This window comes from Streptomyces fulvoviolaceus (assembly GCF_000718165.1).
Taxonomy (GTDB): domain Bacteria; phylum Actinomycetota; class Actinomycetes; order Streptomycetales; family Streptomycetaceae; genus Streptomyces; species Streptomyces fulvoviolaceus.
This window is the reverse complement of sequence record NZ_JOEY01000023.1, coordinates 22,421-43,759: the sequence shown is the minus strand read 5'-3', so window position 1 is coordinate 43,759 and position 21,339 is coordinate 22,421. Positions and strand designations below refer to the sequence as shown.

Annotated in this window: 14 protein-coding genes and 1 pseudogene; 2 read left to right on the top strand and 13 right to left on the bottom strand. The window is 70.2% G+C overall.

All coding sequences use genetic code 11. The annotated features are described in order from the left end of the window. Nucleotides 1-6: 6 nt before the first annotated feature. From IG08_RS63070 to pgfA, 11 genes and pseudogenes are all read right to left on the bottom strand, one after another. A pseudogene (locus IG08_RS63070) lies at nt 7-747 on the bottom strand (aKG-HExxH-type peptide beta-hydroxylase); the annotation flags it as partial. A 257-nt stretch (nt 748-1,004) separates the two neighbouring features. After that, nucleotides 1,005-1,283 (bottom strand): hypothetical protein, encoded by a 279-nt coding sequence (locus IG08_RS61515; RefSeq protein WP_234342967.1) that lies wholly within the window; start codon nt 1,281-1,283, stop codon nt 1,005-1,007. A gap of 410 nt (nt 1,284-1,693) precedes the next feature. Beyond that, nucleotides 1,694-2,554 carry an FkbM family methyltransferase gene (locus IG08_RS0124405; protein ID WP_078655721.1) on the bottom strand — a complete coding sequence of 287 codons (861 nt, stop codon included), beginning with the start codon at nt 2,552-2,554 and terminating at the stop codon, nt 1,694-1,696. Next, a complete protein-coding gene (locus IG08_RS0124400; RefSeq protein WP_030606121.1) occupies nt 2,551-2,778 on the bottom strand; it encodes a Trm112 family protein in 228 nt (75 codons plus the stop codon). The genes IG08_RS0124405 and IG08_RS0124400 overlap by 4 nt, the downstream gene beginning before the upstream one ends. Continuing rightward, nucleotides 2,775-3,704 (bottom strand): hypothetical protein, encoded by a 930-nt coding sequence (locus IG08_RS0124395; RefSeq protein WP_043455078.1) that lies wholly within the window; start codon nt 3,702-3,704, stop codon nt 2,775-2,777. The genes IG08_RS0124400 and IG08_RS0124395 overlap by 4 nt, the downstream gene beginning before the upstream one ends. Nucleotides 3,705-3,719: 15 nt before the next feature. After that, nucleotides 3,720-4,460 (bottom strand): class I SAM-dependent methyltransferase, encoded by a 741-nt coding sequence (locus IG08_RS0124390; protein WP_030606117.1) that lies wholly within the window; start codon nt 4,458-4,460, stop codon nt 3,720-3,722. Then, on the bottom strand, nt 4,457-5,842 hold the full coding sequence (locus tag IG08_RS0124385; RefSeq protein ID WP_030606115.1) for a condensation protein: 1,386 nt from the start codon (nt 5,840-5,842) through the stop codon (nt 4,457-4,459). Before IG08_RS0124385 ends, IG08_RS0124390 begins: the two co-directional genes overlap by 4 nt. Beyond that, the gene (locus IG08_RS0124380) at nt 5,839-10,044 is read right to left on the bottom strand and encodes a DUF3367 domain-containing protein (protein ID WP_063757787.1); all 4,206 of its coding nucleotides are present in this window, start codon (nt 10,042-10,044) and stop codon (nt 5,839-5,841) included. Before IG08_RS0124380 ends, IG08_RS0124385 begins: the two co-directional genes overlap by 4 nt. Then, on the bottom strand, nt 10,041-10,766 hold the full coding sequence (locus IG08_RS0124375; RefSeq protein ID WP_030606112.1) for a class I SAM-dependent methyltransferase: 726 nt from the start codon (nt 10,764-10,766) through the stop codon (nt 10,041-10,043). The genes IG08_RS0124380 and IG08_RS0124375 overlap by 4 nt, the downstream gene beginning before the upstream one ends. Nucleotides 10,767-10,870: 104 nt before the next feature. Then, nucleotides 10,871-12,031, bottom strand: coding sequence for a glycosyltransferase family 4 protein (locus IG08_RS0124370; protein WP_030606110.1), 1,161 nt, complete (start codon nt 12,029-12,031; stop codon nt 10,871-10,873). Nucleotides 12,032-12,256: 225 nt separating this feature from the next. After that, nucleotides 12,257-13,246 (bottom strand): cell envelope lipid trafficking protein PgfA, encoded by a 990-nt coding sequence (gene pgfA / locus IG08_RS0124365; protein ID WP_030606108.1) that lies wholly within the window; start codon nt 13,244-13,246, stop codon nt 12,257-12,259. A gap of 210 nt (nt 13,247-13,456) precedes the next feature. On the opposite strand from pgfA, the gene IG08_RS60735 reads away from it, so the two are divergent. Then, the gene (locus IG08_RS60735; protein ID WP_010042314.1) at nt 13,457-13,609 is read left to right on the top strand and encodes a hypothetical protein; all 153 of its coding nucleotides are present in this window, start codon (nt 13,457-13,459) and stop codon (nt 13,607-13,609) included. Nucleotides 13,610-13,612: 3 nt separating this feature from the next. Further along, complete coding sequence (locus tag IG08_RS0124355) at nt 13,613-14,842, top strand: PucR family transcriptional regulator (protein ID WP_030606106.1); 1,230 nt, start codon at nt 13,613-13,615, stop codon at nt 14,840-14,842. Here the strand turns inward: IG08_RS0124355 and IG08_RS0124350 are convergent, their stop codons facing one another. Together IG08_RS0124350 and IG08_RS55940 are read right to left on the bottom strand one after the other, a co-directional pair. Continuing rightward, nucleotides 14,843-16,243: a lipase/acyltransferase domain-containing protein gene (locus tag IG08_RS0124350; protein ID WP_030606103.1), complete on the bottom strand. Its 1,401-nt coding sequence runs from the start codon at nt 16,241-16,243 to the stop codon at nt 14,843-14,845. Continuing rightward, nucleotides 16,215-21,332, bottom strand: coding sequence for a tetratricopeptide repeat protein (locus IG08_RS55940; RefSeq protein WP_052424860.1), 5,118 nt, complete (start codon nt 21,330-21,332; stop codon nt 16,215-16,217). Before IG08_RS55940 ends, IG08_RS0124350 begins: the two co-directional genes overlap by 29 nt. Nucleotides 21,333-21,339: the final 7 nt, after the last annotated feature.

Sequence of the window (21,339 nt, the reverse complement as noted above, 5' to 3'; positions counted from 1 at the left end):
CACGAACCGCTGCCCCGCGGGCAGGAGTTCACCGCTGTCGAGCAGGGTGCCCGCGGCGGTGTCGGTGTGCCCGCGCCAGGTGTCGTACTCGCGCCGGGCCCGCTCGCCCCCCGTCCCGGCGGCGAACTCGGTGCGCCAGAAGTCCGTCACGCCCAGATGCGCGTACGTCCCCTGCAGCAGCGCTCCGGCGGGCCGCGGATCGGGGCGCCACGGGGCGTGGTACCGGGCGCCCGTCCGAGGTCCGTGCAGCGGCAACAGGTCGAGCAGGGCGCCGAGTTGGACGTGCAGGAACTCGTGGACGAGGGTCAGCGCGAGAAGCACCGGGTCGTCCGGCAGCGAGGCGGCGACGGCCCCGAAGGCCCGCCGGGCCGCCGAACTCACCGCCGTGCCGTCGGAGTTGGGCAGCAGCGGGACCACGGCGGTCAGGCCGGCGGCGATCGCCTCCGCATGCCAGGGGTGCCGACGCACGAGCACCGGCCACGCGGCGCGCAGGGCCTCCGTCCAGTCCTCTGCCTGTCCGGTGGTGAGGGGTTCGGCGAGCACGTGGCCGTGGACCTCACGGAAAGGCCCGCTGTCGGCGAGCCGCAGTTCGAGAACCCGCCCGTCACAGACGGCGCGGACGCGGTGCCACGGCTCGCGCCCGGGATCCGACGCCAGCCGCTCCAGCCACCCCAGATCGACGGGCTCACCGCGCTCCAGCGCCGTGACGGCCCGGGTCAGCCCCTCGTCCAGATACGGCTGCAGCATGACCCCACGCCAGGCCTCACGATCCCGCCGCGACAACTCCAACAGCCCGCGGTAGGCCGCCTCGACGGTGCTGTCCTCCGGCCGCCCGTGCGCCGCGTGCCGCAGAGCCCGCACCATCAGCATCCGCTTGCTGAGCTGGCCGCGCCGGAGCAGGTCCACGGCGTCGGCTCCGCCTCGGGCCCGGGACAGGGCGGTGAAGGTGGTGACGGGGACGGCGTGGCGGCCGAGAGCCCGGCCGGGGGCGGGAGCCGCTGCTCTCATCGGGATGCCTTCCCTCGGGGCGCGGTCAGTTCGGCCACGTCCCGGCGCAGCCGCGCGCCGATGTGGTCGACCAGGACCGCCAGGTCGTCGCAGTACACCGAGGGCGCCGAGAATACCGGGTCGGCCGCTGGGGCGTATCGGTGGGCGTACAGGCCGCCGCCGCAGACGCGGGAGCGGACACAGGAGCGGCAGACCGGGCCGAGCCCGGCGAACCCGCGCTGTCTGGCGCGGAAGGCGGGATGCACGGCGGCGTCGGCGAAGGAGTTCCGGAACACGTGCAACCCGGTCTCGGGGCCCCGGGGTAGCTCACCTTGAGCGAGTCGGCCTGCTCGATCGCCCCGTCGCTCTCCACGACGACGAGGTCGACGGGCGTCAGCCCGACCGACTCGCTGCGGGCGCTGCCGCCGAGCAGCAACACCATGATCTCCTCGAACAGCCGGACTCCGGTCACGTCGAGGGGCGCCGTACCAGCGGTCGAAGACCGTGCACAGCCAGTCGGCGTACGGGGCGGGACCGATGTCCGCGCCCGGTACCGGAGGCGCGTCGGGCGCCGACGACGGCCACGCGCTGCAGCCCCCACGTGAACTCGGCGACGGCCTCCCGCCGTACCCCGTCCGCGTCCGGTGCGGCGACGGCGGTGCTCCGCCTCCGGGCGCCTCAGCCGGTGTCGAGGGGGAGACCGTGCTCAGCCCTTCGGGCCTCCGCGTGCTCTCCCCCTCGACACCGTCGCGCCCTCCGGCTCCGCATGCTGGATACCCGGCCGGCGGCCGTCGGGAAGGAAGAGGACCGAGTTGACGTACCGGGGGCGGTGGCGGAAGGGCAGGACGCGGCGCAGCAGCCCGTGGGAGACGACGTAGGAGGCCGTCGCCTGATGGGCCTCCAGCGGGAACGCGGCCAACTGCACCCAGGTGCGGCGGGGCAGCACCCAGCCGTCGTAGCCGAGCAGGGACAGGTAGGTCACCACCGGGCCGATCGGCTGGATACGGGATTCCAGCTCGACGAAGAGCGCCGGCCGGTCGCGGGCCAGGATGCCCGTCGCCCCGCGCAGCACGCCCAGTTCGCTGCCGTCCACGTCGATCTTGATGAAGCCGACGTCCTTGAGTCCCAGCTCGTCCAGGGTGACGCAGCGGACGTCCAGGGCGTGGCCGTGGATGTCCCGGCGGACCAGGGACGACACACCCCGGTCGCCCGCGTCGTCCGGCGGCAGCCACAGCCGGGCGATGCCCGGGCGGTCCGTGGCGGCGGCCTGGACGACCTCGACGTTCGCCGGGGCCGCGGAGGTGAGCAGCCGCGCCAGATGCGGAACCGGCTCGACGGTCACCACGCGACGCGCCCGCCCGGCCAGCCGCCGCGTCCAGGGGCCGTACCAGCCGCCCACGTCCACCGCCGTCCCGCAGTCCGCCGGGCACAGGTCGGCCAGCCGCGCCAGCTCGGGCTCGAAGCGCGGGTAGATGGCCCGGGCGGCCGCGGCGACCAGCGGCCGGGGGAGATGGGGGGCCAGGCGGGCCGCCAGGGTGGGTCTGCTCGTGGACTTCTCGGGGCTCATGGGGCCATCCGTTTGAGGAGCTCCTCGTGTTCGTCGTCCGAGACCTGCTCCCCGGAGGACGGCAACAGCTGCGGGATGCCGTCGACGACCGGGTAGCGGCGGTGCAGCCGCGGGTTGTACAGGGACTCCTGGGCGGACACTGATTCGTCCGGCGGTACGAGGTGCAGCGGCCCCTTGTCGAGCGGACAGGCCAGGATCTGCAGCAGCGGGTCGTCGGGGTTCATGGGGGTGTCAACTCCTTGGCGCCAATGGGGGGTTGGGGTGCTGGATCATGCTTGGGCATGGACAGCAGTACGGCGACGGCGAGCACCGTGCCCGCCAGACGCAGCGCGAGCCGCAGTGGATCGCTGGGCAGCGACTCGCCGAACGAGAGCGTGCCGAGCACCGCCGTGTACAGGCAGGTCACCGTCGTGCACACCGGCACGATCAGCGAGGCCCGGCAGCGCTGCAGCGCCGCCTGCGACATCACCAGGCCGAACGCCCCGGTGAACAACAGGAGATACGGATACGGAGACCTCAAAAGTTCAAGTATCGCTCCACCGAAACCACTCGACGACAGATAGCTCGACGACAGATAGTTCGACACACCCTTGATCGCGAGTGAGCTGACGCCGTACAACAGGCCCACCGCCACGCCGTACTCGACGCCGGTGGTCGGCATCCGGTGACGGTGCCGGGTGCGCCGCTCGGCCGACCCGTACAGCCACACCCCCGCGGCCAGCGACGGCACGCACACCAGCAGGATCAGTTGGTAGGGGGCGCTGCGGCTGACATGGTCTGCACCTGAACCGTCTTCCTTCAACGACAGCACGACCATGAGCAGCGCGAGCAGGATCGCCCCGAGCGCGTACCGCTCCCGCCCCGTCGTCTCCTCGCCGAGCAGCCGCGCCGACAGCAGCACCAGCAGCACCAGCCCGGAGACGAAGATGCCCTGCGCGGCGGCGATCGGCAGCGTCCGGTACACCGCGAGCTGCGCCCCGAACCCGGCGGCCAGCGACAGCGAGCCGCCGATCCACAGCGGGCTGCGCAGCACCAGCCCGAGCAGCCTCACTGGCTCGCGGATGGAGATCTGAGGCAGGGCGGTCAGCGCGCGTTTCTCCAGGACGAATCCGACGCTGTACAGGGTGTTCGCCAACAGGGCCGCGGCCACTCCCCACCACATGGCCTACGTCCTTCGTGCGTGGAGGAGGAGTATCGACGCGAGGGACGGTCTGGCACACGCCAGCCGGTCGAGACCGCGCAACGGACGCGGTACGCCGTGGAAGGGCGCCCCTTCCAGCCGTACGACCTCGAAGCCGGCCGCCGCGACGAACTCCCGCAGCGCACGGGCCGTGTACAGCCGCAGATGCCCTACGACCTCCCGCCCGGGCCTGCCGTGGATCGCCCTCAGACTCACCTCCGAGAACACCGGCTGCACGCCCGCCAGCAGCAGGGCGCGGTTGTACCAGGCGGCCAGGTTCGGTGTGGACAGCATGAGATGACCTTCCGGGCGCAGCACGCGGCGGATCTCGTCGAGCGCGGCGTCCGGATCGACGAGATGCTCGACCACCTCGCTGAACAGCACCGCGTCGACGGACTCCGTCCCGAACGGCAGTCCTGCGCCGGTGAGTTCACCGCGGACGGTGTACGGCAGGTGGGTGCGGGCGCGCTTCAGGGCGTCCTGGGACCAGTCCACACCGACGAGGCGGTGGCCGGTGAGAAGGGGGGCGGCGGTGGCGGCCGCGGTGCCGTCGCCGCAGCCGATGTCGAGGACGGTGCGGGGGGTGGTCGTGGACGGTCCCATGGCGGTGGCCAGCATGCGGGCCTGGCGGAGGGAGCGGGCGGTGCCGGAGGCGACGGGGACCGACGGGTTCTCGTAGAAGTCGCGCAGGCCTTTTCGGCGGGGTGGTGCGCTGGTGCTGCTCACGGGCCGACCTCCGTCGTGTGCAGATAGTGCTCGAACAGGTCCCGGAGGTGGGCGCCGTCGCCGTGGCTGAGCAGGGCCCGCGACCAGCGCAGGGCGAGGTGCAGACGGCCGGCGGTCGACGCGGTCGTGACCGTGAGCCCGCGGGGCATCCGGGCCGGCGCCGAGAACCACACCGCGTGCGCGCGGCCCGCCTCCTCGCCGAAGTCCAGCGGGTACGGGATGCGGCCGATGTTGCTGAGCAGGGTCGTCGACGTCCAGGGCGCGGCCGCCCGGCGCAGGCCTCGGGTGAGGGCCGCACGCCAGGCGACCGGGGTCACCGGGGCGGTGAGGAGGGCTGCCCCGTGGCCGAGTTGGGGGCGGGAAAGGGACTTGAGGGCGCGCGTGCGTTGGGCCGTGCGGCGCAGGAGGTCGGGCATGTCGGCCGGGTCGTGGCTCAACTCGGTTGGTGCGAAGGGGACTTCGACGAGCCGGGTGCCGTTGCCGATGGGCATCGTCGTGTCCCGGGGGCGGTCGTCCACGGGCATCGTGATGCGCAGGGGGCGGGGGCGGGCGCCGTGCTCCCGGTTCCAGTGGGCGATCGTCAGGGCCGTGGTGACCATGAGCTGGTCGTTCACCGTGTACGGGGAGCCCTTGGGGCGCTGGGGCAGGGGGAGTTCGGTGACCAGGAGGCCGTTGCCGGGGGAGGGTTCGGGGGTGCCTTGCGCTACGTGGGCCGGGCGGGACCAGTTCGAGGGGGCCTCGGGGGCTTCCTCGGGTGTTTCCGGGGGCCGGAGCGGGGGTGCTGCCGGGGAGTTGTCCTTGCCTCCATAGATTTCGGCGGCTGTGGCGAGTATGCGGAGGCAGGCTGGGCCGTCGAGGGCGGTGTGGTTGATGGTGAGGAAGAGGACGGTCATTTGGCTGCGGCTGAGTGGGGGCTGGTCGCGCCCCGCGGCGGAGCCGCCTATTGATACAGCCCCGCGCCCCTTGGGGGCTTGCAGTCCGACTATGTCTGTTGCCTCGCTGCCCTCCGCCCTGCCCACTCCCTCCACCACCTCCAGTCGTATCGGCGGCGACACCGACAACGGCGGGGCCTCCACCAGTGCCCGCGTCCGCGCATCCCGCAACGCGTTCCTCCCCGGCGACGGAAAACTCACCACCTCCACATCCGCCCCCGCAGTCAGCTCCCACTCGTACCGGCGCCGGTACCACCCCCCGGGAACCTCCCGCATCAGGATCCGGGGATGGCGCCCCAACGCCTCCGTGAACGCCTTCCGCAGGCGCGCCGGATCCAGGTGCCCCGGCAGGTGCACCTCGATGTGGACCGTCTCCGGCTCCTCCTCCTGGAGGCAGTGCCGGGACACCTCGTCCACCACGGGGAACGGAATACGCACAGGTGCGGTCATGCCGGTTCGCTCCTCCCCTTCTCGACCTGGACCGGCGGGAGTTGCTGGGTCGGTGCTTCCGACTCGGGAGCCGGATGCACCGGCTCGCTTCGCCGCTCCGGCAGACTCACCAACGCCGCGAACAACCCGATCAACGCGAGCAGTTGGGCCGCCGGCCCGAACGCGCCCTCCTCCGAAGCCACCGGCTCCCCGGCCCCCGCGGCGGCAGCGATCCCCGCCCCCGCGAGGGCGACGAACGCGATCGGCACGAGCCAGGCGTGCCGCCGGTACGCGAGCAGCGCCAACGCCGGGACCAGCAGCGCGAACCAGCCCGCGATCACCGCGCCCACCAGCGTGAGCGCCACCGTGCCGAGCCACAGACCGGGCGGCGGCGGGACCGGCTGCGGCTCGTCCGGGTTCGGGGCGCGCCGCCGCCACAGGACGAGGCCCGCCAGCAGCGCCAGTGCCACCCCGCTGCCGATCAGCGCACCGTCGTAGGCCGTCGCGGGTTCGTAGGACAGCTCGACCGTGCCGCCCTCCCCCGTCGGGATCCGCCAGCCCTGCTGCCAGCCGTCGAGCCGTACCGGTGACAGCTCCTTGCCGTTCAGCGTGGCTTTCCAGCCGTCGTTGTAGTTCTCGTACGTCGTCAGGTACGCGGCCGCGCCCGAGGCGACGGTCACCGCGCGCTCGTCGCCCAGCCAGTCCCGTATCCCCAGATCGCGAGCGGCCGCGGTGGGCTCGGTGACCGTGCCGCGCGTCAGCGTCAGGTCGGTCAGCGCGAGCGGTCCGGCGTCACCGCCCTCCACGCGGTGCGAGCCCGCGGGGAGGCTCAACTCGGCGTTCTCCCGGTCCTCCTGACAGAGGGTCACCTGAACCGGCCGCCGCTCCGTCAGGTCCAGGATCCGCCCCGACATGCTCGTCCGGTACAACTCCCCGTCCACCGCCACCACGGGCCCCTCTCCGCAGGGGAGGGAGAACCGGCGGGTTTCCTTCGGCTGCGGGGTGCGGTACTGGTCGAGCGCCGGGATGTACGCCTCCGTCAGTCCCACCGGCAGTTGCAGGTCCTCGTCCGCGACCGGGTTGTGCAGGGTCAGCGCGGCCGTCTTGGTGACCGTGATGTCCAGGCGGTCCGTGGTGATCGCCGGGAAGCGGACCACGCCGTTCTCGTCGACGCCGGCGATCGCCGCGCCGTCGGGCGAGCTGATGTCGACCTCGGTGGGGCGGGTGGACAGGCCGCCCGCGGGCGGCAACACGATCTCGCCGACGGGCTGTTTGCCGTCCCATCGCAGATGGATCGAGGGCCGGTCGCCCGCGATCCAGGCCGTCGTCAGGTCGCCGTCGGTGAGGTTGCGCGCGGACAGGCCGGCCCCGAGGGCGGATGTCGAGTCGGCCGTCGCCGTGATCCGGTTGCGCTGGTCGGGCGCGACCTCGTACAGCAGCCGGTCGAGTTCCTCACCGGTCACCGGCACCGCGTTCGCCTTCACTTCGTACGTCCCCGATGTCGCCGTGGTGAAGCGGCGGTGCAGGCCCGCCTCCGTGCCGGTCGGGGAGATCCCGGCCGGGTCGGGGACGCGGTGCAGGGAGACGATCTCGGCGGCCGCGTCGGAGTTGTCGGCGTCGGTCGGCAGGCGCAGCATGCGGGTCACCTGGACGTCCGGCAGGTCGATCTCGGAGAAGCCCGCGCCCGCGAGGCCGGTCCGCCGGGCCACGGAGTCGGTGATCGTCAGCTTCATCCAACTCGTCGTCCCCACAGGTGCCTTGATGCTCTGCGCCGAGCCGTCCGGCCGCAGGAAACTGCTCACCGACCCGTTCTCCGTCTCGACCCGCACCTCGGTCGCCGCCGACCGCACGCTCTCCTGCGGCAACGGCGTGACCTTGAAGGACGACGGCATGTCGTAGGAGCCCGTGAAGCCGATCCGCAGCCACTGCCCGTTCGGCGAGCCCGCCACGCCCTCCGCCCACGCGGTGTCCGGGTTGCCGTCGAAGGCGTTCACCGGGTCGAACTGCGGGAGATGGAACAGCCAGTTGCCGTACGAGGAGGCCGTCACCGAGCGGGCGCCGCGCAGTTCGGCCACCGTCTGGTGATCCTGACCGGTGCTCGGCAGGAGCTGGTGCGGCTGCTCGCCGGCGTCCTGGGCGGCGCCGGACGCGTTGCGCTCGTCGCGCGTGTACGTGTACGACGTGTTCGCGCTGACGAGCCCGAACCGGGTGTCCGCGCGCCGCAGCCCGTCGCCGGTGATCTGGAGCGACGGGGTGCCGAGCCCGGAGTGGTTGTCACCGGTCAATACGGTTGCCCGGCCCCGGAGTTCGGTCGCCAGCGGCAGCAGTGACTCAGGGCCGCCGGAGACCTGGGCCGTGTCGGCGACCGGCATCAGCCCCGCCTGTCCGGGCCGTGGCACAGCCTCGCTCGCCGGCCGGTAGATCTCCACCGCCCGCTGCCGCGGGTACAGCCCCTCGACCTGCAGCGGGGTGTCGTGCGCGATCACACCACCGGTCATGACCGGCCCGAGGCCCGTCACCCGCTCGTACCCGGACTGCTCCAGGGCCCGCTTCACGACCGAGGACGACACGGAGCCGATCTGGTCGGGGTCGAGGTCGTTGCGGACGACGACGTAATAGACACCCGCCCGGCTCAAGTAGTCGGCCAGGCCCGGGATGTCGCCTCCCGTCAGCAGCGCCTGCTCGACCGCGTCCATGGCGCGCCGGTTGCCGGCGGTGCCGAAGGGGACGTAATCCCGTTGCGCCCAGCGGGAGTCGGCGAGGACGTCGAGGGGCTGGTCGATGGGGGAGCCCCAGGTGTAGACGCCGTGCGCGGTCGCGGGGACGACGAGGGTGCGCGAGTCGGGGGAGTACTCCTTCAGCCAGTCGGCGGTGGCCGACCAGTACTTGGGCAGCTCCTGGAAGGAACCGGGGTTCAGGATCGACCCGTTGAGATACGGCCACATCAGCCCGGGGAGGACGAGCACCGCCGCGATCAGCGGTGCGAACCGGCGGCCGCGCACCTCACGCGCCCCGCGTGCCTCGGCGGCCATACCCACCAGGTGGGCGAGGCCCAGCACCAGTGCGAGCGCCAGGCCCGCCTGGAACTTGTAGATGTTGCGGAAGGGGGCGAGCCCGCCGTTCAGCCAGTCCTGCACGGCCCCGTGGAAGGGGGCGCCGAACGGGCCGCCGTACCCGGCGAGCAGGACGAGCACGGCTGTCATCGCGGTCAGCACCAGCCAGCGCCGCTCCGGCATGTCCCGCCGGGCCAGCCCCGCGAGCCCCAGCCCGGCCGCGAGCGCCGAGCAGACGATCACGATCACCGAGGACGCCACGGTCCACCCCGCCGGCAGCCAGGCCTCCCCCAGGTGCAGATAGGCGACCCAGTTCCCGCCGCCGCGCAGTGCCTCGGTCGCCGACATGGTCTCGGTCGTGGTCCGCGCGCTCTCGACGTACGGCAGGAAGTTCTCGCCGTAGATCCCGAGCAGCAGCAGCGGGATCACCCACCAGGCCGTCGCCAGGATCACGCCCGGCACCCACCAGGCGATCAGCTTGCGCTGCCGGGGCCCGGGCGGACGGGAGAGCAGATACAGCCCGACGGGAAGCAGACAGGCCAGCGTGGAGGCGGCATTGACCCCGCCCATGAACGGGATGATCAGCGCCGACCGCAGGGCCGCGATCCGGGCGCTGTACCGCTCGTTGGTCAGCGGCAGCAGCACCCACGGCAGGAAGGCGCCGGGCAGCGCGGCGGCGGAGGTGGAGCCGATGACGATGGTGAAGGTCGGCCAGAGCGCGTAAGCGGCCGCGGCCACCAGCCGCGACCCACCGCTGCCGACGCGCAGTCGCTCCGCCAGCCGCAGCGCACCCCAGAAGGCGACCGACACGACCAGCGACAGCCACAACCGCTCGATCAGCCACACCGGCAACTGCACGGCGTGGCCCAGCCAGTAGAACGGCAGCATCGGCCACAGATAGCCGACGTACTGGTCCTGGATCCCGCCGAACGACCCCTGGTCGTGCCACAACTGCCCGAGATCGGCGAGGAATCGGCCCGGATCGACGGTGACCCCGAGCTTGGTGTCGAAGGTCTGCCGGCCCGGGTGCACCGCCAGGAACAGCACGAAGACCACGGCCCAGAACCCCAGCAGCCAGCGCCGCGACCTCGGGCCCTCCGGCGGGCCCGAGGTGATCGCGGTGGTGGGGACGGCCGCCGGGGGAGGGGCCTGGACCGTGGACGTCGTCATGGTGGACACCGCCGGAGGATGAGGAGGAGGTTCCAGGTGGCCACTTCGCGTATCCCGGGCGCCTTGACGACGGTCTCCGCGAGGAACGGCCAGTAGCGGGAGCGCGCCGAGACGACCGTGACGTCGTCGCGGGCGCGCACCTGCCGCAGGGTGGCGCCGATGTGCACGGCGAAGAGGTTCTCGCCGAGGGTGTGCTTGGCGGGCTTTCCGGTACGGCGCCGGTAGCGGGCGCGGGCCCGCTCGGCACCGAAGTAGTGCCAGGGCGCCCACTCGTGACCGCCCCACGGGGACAGCCAGTTGGTGAACGACACGTAGATCAGCCCGCCGGGCCGCGTCACCCGCACCAGCTCGCTCAGGAAGGTCTGCGGATCGGCGACATGTTCAAGAACGTTGGAGGAGAAGGTGACGTCGGCGACCCCGTCGTAGAGCGGCAGCAGGTAGCCGTCGGCGATCACGGCCGAGTCGGGCGTCTTCTCGCCCAACTCCCTTACGTCCGGCTCGAAGAGATAGGCGGACGCACCCCGCCTCCGGAACTCCTCGGTGAAGTACCCGCCGCCCCCACCGACGTCCACGACGGTCCGCCCGGCGACGGACCCGTCGTAGGCCTCGACCTGATCGACGGCGTCACGAGCGAGGAGCGAGTAGCAGGATTCGGGGTCGTCCTGTTCGTGGAGGAAGGCACGGAAGAGGGCGAGGGAGCGCTGAAAGGAGGGATCTTTCACATGCCGGTCATGTGGGGCGCCCCTAAAGGGGCGCGGGGAAATGCGCGACCAGCCACGACGGACCGGCACCCGCGAAACGGCCTTACCGCCGCGGCGCATACGCGTCACGACCCCCAGCCCCTCACCGCCTCGGAGGCCACCGCACGAAACTGTCTGACAGTCCGGTGCCAGCGATAACGAGCCGCCCGATCACGAGCCGCCTTGCCCATCAACTCCCGCCGATGCCCGGACAGGGCGAGCGTGCACCAGGCCGCGGCGAAGGACGACTCCCCGTGCGCGAGCACACCCGTCTCCCCGTCCACGACGGAATCCCGGAGTCCAGGCACGTCAAAAGCGATGGCCGGAGTCTCGCGCGCAGCGGCCTCGGTGACCACCAGACCCCAGCCCTCCACAGCCGAAGGATGCAGCAGCAGCCACGCCGCACACAGCAGCCGATGCTTCTCCGCCTCCGACACATGACCGGTGAACTCCACACCGGGACCGGCGAGTTGCTCGAGCCGACCCCGCTCGGGCCCGTCCCCGACGATGAGAAGCCGGCCGCCGGTGACCGGCCGCACCCGCTCCCAGAGTCTCAGCAGCAGATCGATCCGCTTGTACTCGACGAGTCTCCCGACGGCGACGAACAACGGCTCGGCCGACCGGTCGGCACGCGGGCCCGGCTCCTCGACCCCGTTGTGCACGATCCGGATCCGGTCCCGCTCGACACCGATCGCACGCAGCGCGTGCGCGGTGGAGGGCGAGACCGCGACCAACAGGCTCCGCTGCCGGGCGGCGGCACCGGCCAGCGCCCAGTGTTCGAGTCTTCGCCCGATCCGGGCGGCCGGCGCCAGCGGGCCGCCGAACCGCATCTTCCACAGGTCGGTGTGGACGTGGTTGACCAGGCACAGCGTGGGACCGCGGTGCCACAGGGGTGCGAGGTACGGCATCCCGTTGCAGACCTCGACCAGCAGGTCGCAGTCGCCGACCTGCCGGGTGAAGGCCGTACGGGCCCGCAGGTAGTGGCCGAACTCGCCGCCCGCCGACACGACCCGGTAGTCCCGGTACGAGGCCGGGCCTCCGCACAGCAGGGTCACCTGGTGGCCGAGACCCGTCAGTCCGTCGGCCAGTCGGTCGACGAGGAGCTCGGAGCCGCCGGCGGCCGGATTGTCCAGGTCGCGATGGGCGAGAAAAACGATTCGGCGCGGGGGTGGGGGAAACGCCGGAGGGTGGTGCTGCGCGGCCCGGGGGAACGCGGCAGGCAGCGAAGAAGGCACGTGCTGGGGCATGGGTGCTCCAACTCGTCTCAGGGTGCGGAACTCAGTGTGGGGGAGACAGGAAACAGGGTGGAACTGGTGGGATTTGCAGTGGTTCTTCTGTGGGGGGACTGAGCTCTTCCTGGGAGGAGGGTGTGGATGGGTTGTGCTCGGGTGGGTGGACAGTTTTCGCCCACACGTTCGCCGTGGCTACTCACGCAAGTGACAATTTCCGGCCTTATTAGAGCTGACGTCACATCACATCGTGAGGACGGGTTGTGGCGTATCGGTCGTGTGTGGCGAATCGGGGCGCCTACGCCCCTTTGCGACCAAAGCGCCACCCACGACCACCAGAACGAATCCGGCCACAGCCGCCCCGATCGGCAACGTCTCACTCACCGCGCGAAGCTGACCGCTGTCCCGCTTCGCCAGCCGCACCGCCTCTTTCTGCGTCGCGGTGGTGAACGCGATCTTCCGGCTGTCCAGCAGCACCACGGCGTCCTTCTTCGCGCCCGGCGCCCGCAGCGTCCGCTTCGGGCCCACCTGCGCGTAGACCACCCGGCCGGTGCGCTGGTCGACGATCAGCTCGATGCCGTGGTTGGAGTACCACTCCTCGGCCAGGACCTGCGGCCGGCTGTCCTGGCCGACGATGCTGCCCGGCACCAGCCGCGTGCCGACCTTCGACGGCGCGACGGTGCCGGTGAACCGGTAACCCGTGTACCCCTGAACCTTCTCGGTACCCCGGTAGCGCAAAGTCACCGTGGATCCCAGGGTGTTGTCCCACCACTGGTAGGAGCGCCGCTGCACGTCGAACGGGAACTTCAGATAGGCCTCGCCCTCGATGTACGGCTTCTCGCCGCAGCAGTGCACGGGCTTGGTGGTCTTGCGGTCCATCACCCACCGATGCGGAGTGAATTCGAGCGCGTCGTGCGGATCGGCGGCCGGCAGCGACTTGTCGGTGTCGACGGTGGTGGTCACGTCCCACACGGCCGCGCGGCCACTGCGTTCGCTGTCCTCGACGTTGGCCCGCACCCGCTGGGTGACGGTGATCCGCTGGTCGGGCACGGTCTCCAGCTCCTCGGTGTCGAAGACGCTGCCCGTGCCGCGGTAGACGGCGGTCTGGTCGATGTCGATCGGATTCACGGCGGCCCGTGGCGTCACATACCAGGCGAGCAAGGGCGCCAGTACCAGCAGAAACGTGCCGAGTCCCAGCAGAATCAAAGAGAGAGGTGAGGCTGTACGGCGCATCCGGGCACTCCAGGGGCGTGAGATGACGGAGTTCGGGCCGCTCTATGGGCCGAGGACCGTAGGCTGCTCTTGACGAGGTGTCAATCTCTTGTCGACACTGGGCGCGACAGGCAGGGTGGAGCGCCGGGTGGGACAACCACCGGGCGGTTGGTGGGACAACCTCCGGGCGGATTCCGACAGACCGCTCCGGACAGAGAGGCTGACCCTGCGATGTCCAGACTGCTCGCTGCCGCACTGACCGTCGCGCTCGCCGCCGCCCTCGCGGTGGGAGCCGCGCTGGGCGTGGTCGCACTGCTCGAAGCGACGCCCGACCAGCCCAACACGCCCCTGATCACGTACGAGCAAGCGGGTCAGGGGAGTTGACCGGTGGCTGCCGCCGCTCGCCCGGCCACGGTCAACACCCGTTCGGCCTGGCACGACGTCCCCCGCCTCCAGGTCCGCCGCTTCGCCGCGATCGCCATGGCGGAGGCCCCCGCCCTCGCCGAGGAGATCCTCCGCGAGATCCGCCGTGAGTACCCGCACCTGCCGGTCGTCCTCGACGAGTCCGGCGAGCCGATGGCCCTGGTCGGCATCCGCCGAGCGATAGAGGTCTTCGTCCAGCACCTGGAAACGGCGGAGGACCGCCTGACGGTCCCGCCGGGCGTCTTCCAGGAGTTCGGGCGGGGGGAGGGCCTGAACGGCCGCAGCCTGGACTCTCTCCAGGCGATCTACCGCATGGGCGTACGACTGGCCTGGCGCCGTTTCGCCGACATAGGCCAGCGGGTCGAGATCCCACCCCCGGCGATGTACGAACTCGTCGACGCGGGATACGAGTACCTGGACGGCCTGGTCGACCAGTCCGTGCGCGGCTACGCGGAGGCGGCGGCCCGCCAGGCCGGCGAGCGGCTGCGCCTGCAGCGCCGCCTGATGGAGCTGTTACTGGCCGAACGCCACCGGGGCGACCCGGCCGACGCCCTCACGGAACGCGCCGCCCGCATCGGCTGGCCCCTGCCCGAGAAGGCCGCGGTGGGAGTGCTCCTGCGCCCCGCACGGGAGGCGGTCGCCCCGGCGGTCGGCCAGGGCGTGCTCCTGGACATGGAGTACGAACAGCCCCGGATGGTCGTCCCGGAACCGGACGCGGCGGGCCGCCCGGAACTCCTGCACCGCGCACTGACCGGCTGGTCGGGCGCGATCGGCCCACCGGTCCCCCTCGCCGACGCGGCGAAGTCGCTGCGCTGGGCGGAGGCGGCGGTCCGGCTGATGGAGCGCGGGCTGCTGCCCTCCGGCGAGGTCCTGTACTGCACGGAACACACGGAGGCGCTGGTCCTGCTCCAGCCGGAGGAACTGATCGACGACCTGGCCCTGCGCTGCCTGGCCCCCCTGGCCCACTGCGGCCCCACACACGCGCGACGACTTGCGGAAACGTTACTTGCCTGGCTGGAGACGCGGGGCGGGGCGCCGGAGGTGGCGGCCCGGCTGGGTGTTCATCCGCAGACGGTCCGGTATCGGCTTCGGCAGATACGGGAGTTGTGGGGGGATGAGATCGACAATCCGGATCGACGGTTCGAGCTGGAGCTGGTGTTGCGGGCTCGGCGGTTGAGGGGGGAGTTGCCCTGATCAGTCCCAGATGAGGATGTCGCTGCTGACGGGAGCGATGCGGGAGGCGGGGGACGCGCCTGTGGCGTCGACCGTGTAGGCGCCGGGGGCGAGTCCGTCGAAGGTGGCTTCGACGGGTTCCGGGCCGGCGGTGACGACGCGGGCCTGTTCGAGGCGGCCTGCTTCGTTGGAGATGGTGAGTCGGACGGCGGTTCTCTTGTTGTTCGCTGTTGCCACCTGGACGGTCAAGTCCTCGTCGACGGTGATGAGTTCGGGCACATCGACGCTCAGGTGTGTCGTCTCCGGGGCGCGTACGACGATGTCGGCGGCGGTGAGGATGCCTTCGAGTTCGTCGAGGGCGGCGGGGTTGCGGTGCAGGTTTCCGTGCTGGTCGGGGATGCGGCGGAGGGTGTTGCTGTCCAGGGGGACGTCGTGGCGGGAGGCGCCGACGATGGGGACGGTGCCGTCGCCGAAGAGGTTCCGTGTCTCGTAGGTGCCGAGGATTTCGACGCCGGTTCTCGTGATCCGCGCGGTGGTCGGGGTGTTCTGGCGGATGCCGACGAGGGCGTGGGTCGCGGTGAGGGAGGCGGGGCGGGCGGTTTCGGCATCGCGGAGTTGGGTGTGGAAGCGCATGGCGTCGGTGGCCTGCTTGGTGTCCAGGTCCGGGATGTCGATCTCGGTGGTCTTGGCGAGTGGGCCGGGGGCCGTGGGCTCGATGCAGGCGTATTCGGGGAGCAGTTGGTGGAGGGAGGGGAGGCTGCGGGCGAAGGCGGTCAGGTCCACGGAGAGCGGGCCGATGCGTTTGCGTACGCCGTTCACCAGTTGCTCCAGCGCCTTGGCCGCGCCGCGGTAGGGGGTGCCGAAGGTGATCAGCTTGCGGGTGAACTCGGCGCCGCCGCACTGCTCTATGTACCAGCGGGCCACCAGGCCTCCCATGGAGTGGCAGACGAAGACGAGTTGGGCGTCTGCGTAGGGGCCGCCTTGGGCGCGCCAGCGTTCCAGTGCCGGCTCTACGAGGGTGGCCAGGTGGCGGCCGTTCCAGCGGTTGGAGAGGCGCCAGTCGTACGGGGCGGGGAGGAGGCTTCCGGGGGGTGCGTCGGGGTCGGGCGAGCTCTCGCGGTAGCCGAGGGAGCGGAGTCGTTCCAGGAGGAGGTCGTATCCCTTTACCGCGGGCCAGACGCCGGGGAGGGCGTGGAGGTCGGGCATGAGGGCGACGGGGTGGACGCCGTCGTTCGGGTGCTCGTCCTTGATGCCTTCGGGGAGTTGGAGGCGGGTCAGGGAGCGGCCGAAGGTTTTGATGGCGGTGAGGAGGGCGCCTGCGGAGGGGGACCAGACGAGGCCGTCGGGGGTGCGGAGGGTGGTGCCTGTTATGCCGGGGAGGACTACTACCAGGTCAGTTGGGGGCGTTGGCGGGTGGGGCATGGGGGTCCTCGGGGGGTGCGGCGGAGAGGCGTTCGGTGAGGCGGGGGATGAGGACTAGGGCGGCGGGGTGGTGGCGGGCTATGTCTGCGAGGTCGGCTATCCAGGTGGGGATGGCTTGGGGGAGGCGGTCGCAGGCGGAGGCCAGGGCGGCTTCGGCGTAGTCCAGGTCGTTGTTGATGGCTGCGGACAGGGCTAGGTGGTATTCGGCTGTGGCGGCGAGCGTGTCGTCTGTGGCGGTGGTCAGGGCGAGGCGCGCGGTGGGTTCCAGCGCGGGGGCGTCGGGGTGGCGGGCCGCCTTGCTGAGCAGACTGGGGAACTTCGAAGGGTCGTCGAGGGCTTCGAAGGCGGAGGTCTGCGCGTCGAGTTCTGCGAGGTTGAGCAGGGCTTCTGCTCGATAGGCCAGGCGGGCGGTCTCCGGGGCGTCGTCGGAGGCATAGTGGGCCAGCACATCGCGAACGATGTCGTCCAGAAGGTCGTCGCGGCGGCTTTCCAGAAGCGCGCGTTGGTCGCTTGGAGCGGCGGTCAGGAACTCGTGGGCGAGCACTGTGCTCAGGAGGGGACGGTAGGCGGCGTCGACGCCGGTGCTCTGGGCCTGTCGGCGCAGGTCACGGTAACGCTGAGCGTCTTCGTCCCGGATGCTGATGAGCGCTTCGTCCACGGCGATGTCTGCGGCCGGTGAGAGGAGTTCCGGGTGCGCGGCGAGATGGCCTCGTTCGGCGTCGTAGGTTGCGGTTTCAACCCAGGCTTCGGCCTGCGCCAGCAGCTCGGGGTCGACTGTGAGCCAGGGAGGGGGCTCGGTGCCGGTGAGCCGGTGCCAGGCTCTGTCGAACGTTTCCTGATCGGCGGTTCGGTGTCGACGGCTTTCCGAGTGCAGGATGCCGGCAAGGTCGAAGTCCGTGGCAGTGGCAGCTGTCTGTTCGACCTTGACGAGCCATGCGATCACGGCTGGGTCGCCAGGCCTTGCGTTGAACGAGCGCGACAACAGAAGGAATGCGGCAATGGCCGGCGTGACTTGACTGAGCACAATTGTCCACGCCTCTTCGGAGGGTCGTCCCAGTTCGCTGTAGCGGTTACCGAGGTTGTTGAGGGCACCGGCGAGGTCGGGAAAGTGGGCCGGGTTTTCCTCGGCCAGGGTGCGGTACAAGCTGACGGCTTCTTCGGTGCGGGGTAGTGCGTCGGTTGGTCGTCCCAGTTCGCTGTAGCGGATGCCGAGGTTGTTGAGGGCACTGGCGAGGTTGGGGAGGTGGGCTGGGTTGTCCTCGGCCAGGGTGCGATAGAGGTGAAGGGCTTCTTCGGTGGGGGGTAGTGCGTCGGTTGGTCGTCCCAGTTCGTTGTAGGCGATGCCGAGGTTGTTGAGGGCCATGGCGAGGTCAGGCAGATGGGCTGGGTTTTCCTCGGCCAGGACACGCCACAAGCTGACGGCTTCTTCGGTGGGGGGCAGTGCGTCGGTCGGTCGTCCCAGTTCGCTGTAGCGGATGCCGAGGTTGTTCAGGGCGCTGGCGAGGTTGGGTACGCGGGCTGGGTTGTCCTCGGCCAGGGTGCGATAGAGGTGAAGGGCTTCTTCGGTGGGGGGTAGTGCGTCGGTTGGTCGTCCCATTTGGCTGTAGCGGTTGCCGAGGTTGTTGAGGGCCATGGCGAGGTCAGGCAGATGGGCTGGGTTTTCCTCGGCCAGGACACGGCGTAGGAGAACGGTTTCTTCGGTGGGGGGTAGTGCGTCGGTTGGTCGTCCCAGTTCGCTGTAGCGGTTGCCGAGGTTGTTCAGGGCGTTGGCGAGATTGGGGAGGTGGGCTGGGTTTTCCTGGGCCAGTGCGCGGTACAGGTGAAGGGCTTCTTCGGTGGGGATGAGTGCTTCGGCCCGGCGCCCCACGTCGCTGTAGAGGTTGCCGAGGTTGTACAGGGCTATGGCGAGATCGGGCAGGTGGGCTGGGTTCTCCTCGACCAATTCGCGGTTCAGGTGGGCGGCTTCTTCAGCAGCAGCGAGTGCTTCGGTCGGGCGTCCCAGTTCGCTGTAGCGGTTGCCGAGGTTATTCAGGGCGTCGGCGAGGTTGGGGCGGTGCGCTGGGCTTTCCTCGACCAGCGCGCGCCACAAGGCGACTGCGTTTTCGGCAGGGGACAGCGCTTCGGCCCATCGACCTACGTCGGCGTAATTTGCACCAAGGTTGTTCAGGGTCATGGCGAAGTTGGGCCGGTGCGCTGGGTTTTCCTCGGCCAGTACTCGGTACAGGTGGGCGGCTTCCTCGGCGGCGGCGAGTGCTTCGGCCAGGCGGCCTATGGCTCTGTAGCGGTTGCCGAGGTTGTTGAGGGCCATGGCGAGGTCAGGCAGATGGGCTGGGCTTTCCTCGGCCAGGACACGGCGTAGGCGAACGACTTCCTCGGTGGGAGCGAGTGCTTCGGCCAGGAGCCCCAGTTCGCTGTAGCGGTTGCCGAGGTTGTTCAGGGCCCTGGCGAGGCTGGGGGGACGGCCTGGGTTTTCCTCGGCCAGGACACGGCGTAGGCGAACGGCTTCCTTGGCGGGGGTGAGTGCTTCGGCTCGGCGGCTCAGCTCGCTGTAGTGGTTGGCGAGGGCGCCGGTGAGATGGGCGGGGCGGACTGGGTTTTCCGCAGCGAGTGCGCGGTACAGGTGGGCGGCTTCTTCAGCGGCGGCGAGCGCTTCCGCTTGGCGTCCCACGTCTCTGCAGCGGTTGCCCAGGTTGCTGAGAGCCACGGCGAGGTCGGGCAGATGGGCTGGGTTTCCCTGCGCCAGTGTGCGGTACAGGCGGGCTGCTTCTTGGGCGGCGTCGAGTGCTTCCGCCCGGCGTCCGACTTCGCTGTAAGTGACGCTGAGGTTGTTCAGGGCGTCGGCGAGATTAGGGAGGTGGGTTGCATTTTCCTCCGCCAGCGAGTGGTACAGGTGGAAGGCTTCCTCGGCGTGAGCGACTGCTTCGGTCCACCGTCCCCAATGCTGCAACCGACCGGTGATCAGCGTTGCCGCCATGCCTACGTCAGGAAGGAGAGCGGTGCTCTCCACTGCCAGCGAGCGCAACAAGTTGAGACCGTCCGGTCCAGCATCCGCGGCATGACGCCAGCCGTAGAACCAGAGGTACGAGGACCCCTCCGCCGGAATACCCGCCCCGAGGTGTGCTCTGTATCGGGCGAGCAATGCCTCGGCTACCGCCAATGCATCGGGATTGAAGGGCTGCCCCCACGAACTACGGAAGGCAGGACGTAGATGATCGGCGAGACTCTGATGAGCCATTCGGTAGACCGCGGTTCCCGCCTCGCCGTCCTGCACGATGTGACGGCCGAGCTGGTCCAGGATCCAGGTGATGTTCTCCCGGGTGACTTCGGCGCCGTCCGGCGTGTTTGTGTTGGCGATGCTCAGCCATTCCTCCTCTGGGAAGCCGGCACCGTACCCCCAGGTCAGAGCGCGCAGTATGGCCCGAGCGAGGGCCGACGGCAGGGGCCATTCCTCGCCTTGTCGGTCTGGTGCTGGAAGAACCGCAGCCAAGTCGGTGTCGAGCGCGTCCTCGACGGAGTGGCTGACCTTCTCTTGCCACCCCTCAACCGAGGTGTCCAACGGAACCGCGGACAGCTGGTCCGTCACCAGCCTGGCGAGAAGGAACGTGTGCTGTGCTTCGGCTGCGTCCGGTCCGAACAGATGAGCCGCGATCGCCGCCCCATCCATACGAGAGTTGACGTCACTCAGACGCTGCCGAACATACTCGGTTAGATCCGATCTGCCTCGCTGCTGGACGTCGGGATCGTCAAGGTCAATTCCTGGGCCTTCGGGGGCCAGCGTTGCCACCAGAGGAAGGCGTCCGTCACCACGCTGCATATCCCGTGTGGACACGATCACGGTCGCATGCGCGGCCAGGCGCGGCAGCAGGTCATCGGCGATCTTGAAGGCTTGGCCACGAGCTTCGTCCAGGCCGTCGACGACCAGAATGGGCGGATCGGCTCCGCCCTCGACCGCACGCTGCACCTCGCCCACCAACTCGCTCGCGTTGCGTCGTGCCGCCTGCGCCGCAAGCACGCCACGCTGCACCAACTGCTTGGCGAGATGATCCGCTGCGAGGTCCGCCGTCAGTCCGCGGGCGTGTATGTGCGCGGACAAGGACCGCTCCTCGGGCAGCTCATGGCTCCAGGGGTGCCCATCCCGAAGGAGCCGCTTCCGCTCCTTGGGATTGGAGAAACTGACGACCCGCCCCACAATCGCCGACTTGCCCGTACCCGCCGACCCGGTCACCACGTACAGCCCGGGCCGCCTCCTGCGCACCCACTCGACGACCTCGTTCACTTCTTCGGTACGCCCGGTGAACCACGACTGCTCGTCCAACTCCGCACCACTGCGCGCAGCCCGAAGCAGATGCTCAACCACCTGCTCGGGCGCCCCGGCCCGATACAACGGATTCGGAAACATCCACCAAGCACTCCCCCTGGACTGGAAGTCCGGCGACTGCGCCCCGCTGTTCCACTCCTTCAGCACGGCGTCGCACACGTCGTCGCCCCGCACGTACTGGTTGTGAGAAGACCACCGCACCTGTAGCTCGGGCATGTCCGGTCCCGACTCCAGAACCTTCCTCAACCGCTGCCCGAACAGACCGTCCCGAGCTGTTTCCGGAGACAGACAGGAGGAGACGACACCCACCCACACCTGTCCGGCTTCCTGTGTCTCGCGCATGATCTGTGTCGCCACGTCTCCGGCCGAGATCGCGTCCCCCGAGAAACACGTGTCGAAGATGAACAGGAGCTGATTCGCGCCGGACAGAGCACAGGAAGCGACCACATCACCGACAGCGAGCCCGGAAGCCGCGTCCGCGCCGCTGTTCTTGGCCAGCAGCCGTAAGCCCGTCGCTGACTTCAACGCGTGCCCGCTCCACACCACGACCAACGGACCGCCTGTGGAGCCGTCCTCAGGCGGCGGGCGCCTGAGCGATTCGAGGAAGGCCCGCGCCTTCCGCTCTGTGGGGTTCTTCAGCAGTTCCCTGGCGAAGGACTCACCGAGCAGCTCGGACAACGCCTCCACATCGTCCACCGCGTACTTGAGAGGCTTGTGCACCCCCGCTGCATACTTGCCGACGCCAATCCCGGCCAGCCGCCCCTTGAACATCCCCGTT

What these genes read in the sequence shown, in the direction of transcription:
- IG08_RS0124385 (WP_030606115.1), bottom strand. Translation starts at nt 5,842, where the DNA reads ATGACCGCACCTGTGCGTATTCCGTTCCCCGTGGTGGACGAGGTGTCC.
- IG08_RS0124405 (WP_078655721.1), bottom strand. Translation starts at nt 2,554, where the DNA reads ATGAGCCCCGAGAAGTCCACGAGCAGACCCACCCTGGCGGCCCGCCTG.
- IG08_RS0124350 (WP_030606103.1), bottom strand. Translation starts at nt 16,243, where the DNA reads ATGCCCCACCCGCCAACGCCCCCAACTGACCTGGTAGTAGTCCTCCCC.
- IG08_RS60735 (WP_010042314.1), top strand. Translation starts at nt 13,457, where the DNA reads ATGTCCAGACTGCTCGCTGCCGCACTGACCGTCGCGCTCGCCGCCGCC.
- IG08_RS55940 (WP_052424860.1), bottom strand. Translation starts at nt 21,332, where the DNA reads ATGTTCAAGGGGCGGCTGGCCGGGATTGGCGTCGGCAAGTATGCAGCG.
- pgfA (WP_030606108.1), bottom strand. Translation starts at nt 13,246, where the DNA reads ATGCGCCGTACAGCCTCACCTCTCTCTTTGATTCTGCTGGGACTCGGC.
- IG08_RS0124400 (WP_030606121.1), bottom strand. Translation starts at nt 2,778, where the DNA reads ATGAACCCCGACGACCCGCTGCTGCAGATCCTGGCCTGTCCGCTCGAC.
- IG08_RS0124370 (WP_030606110.1), bottom strand. Translation starts at nt 12,031, where the DNA reads ATGCCCCAGCACGTGCCTTCTTCGCTGCCTGCCGCGTTCCCCCGGGCC.
- IG08_RS0124380 (WP_063757787.1), bottom strand. Translation starts at nt 10,044, where the DNA reads ATGACGACGTCCACGGTCCAGGCCCCTCCCCCGGCGGCCGTCCCCACC.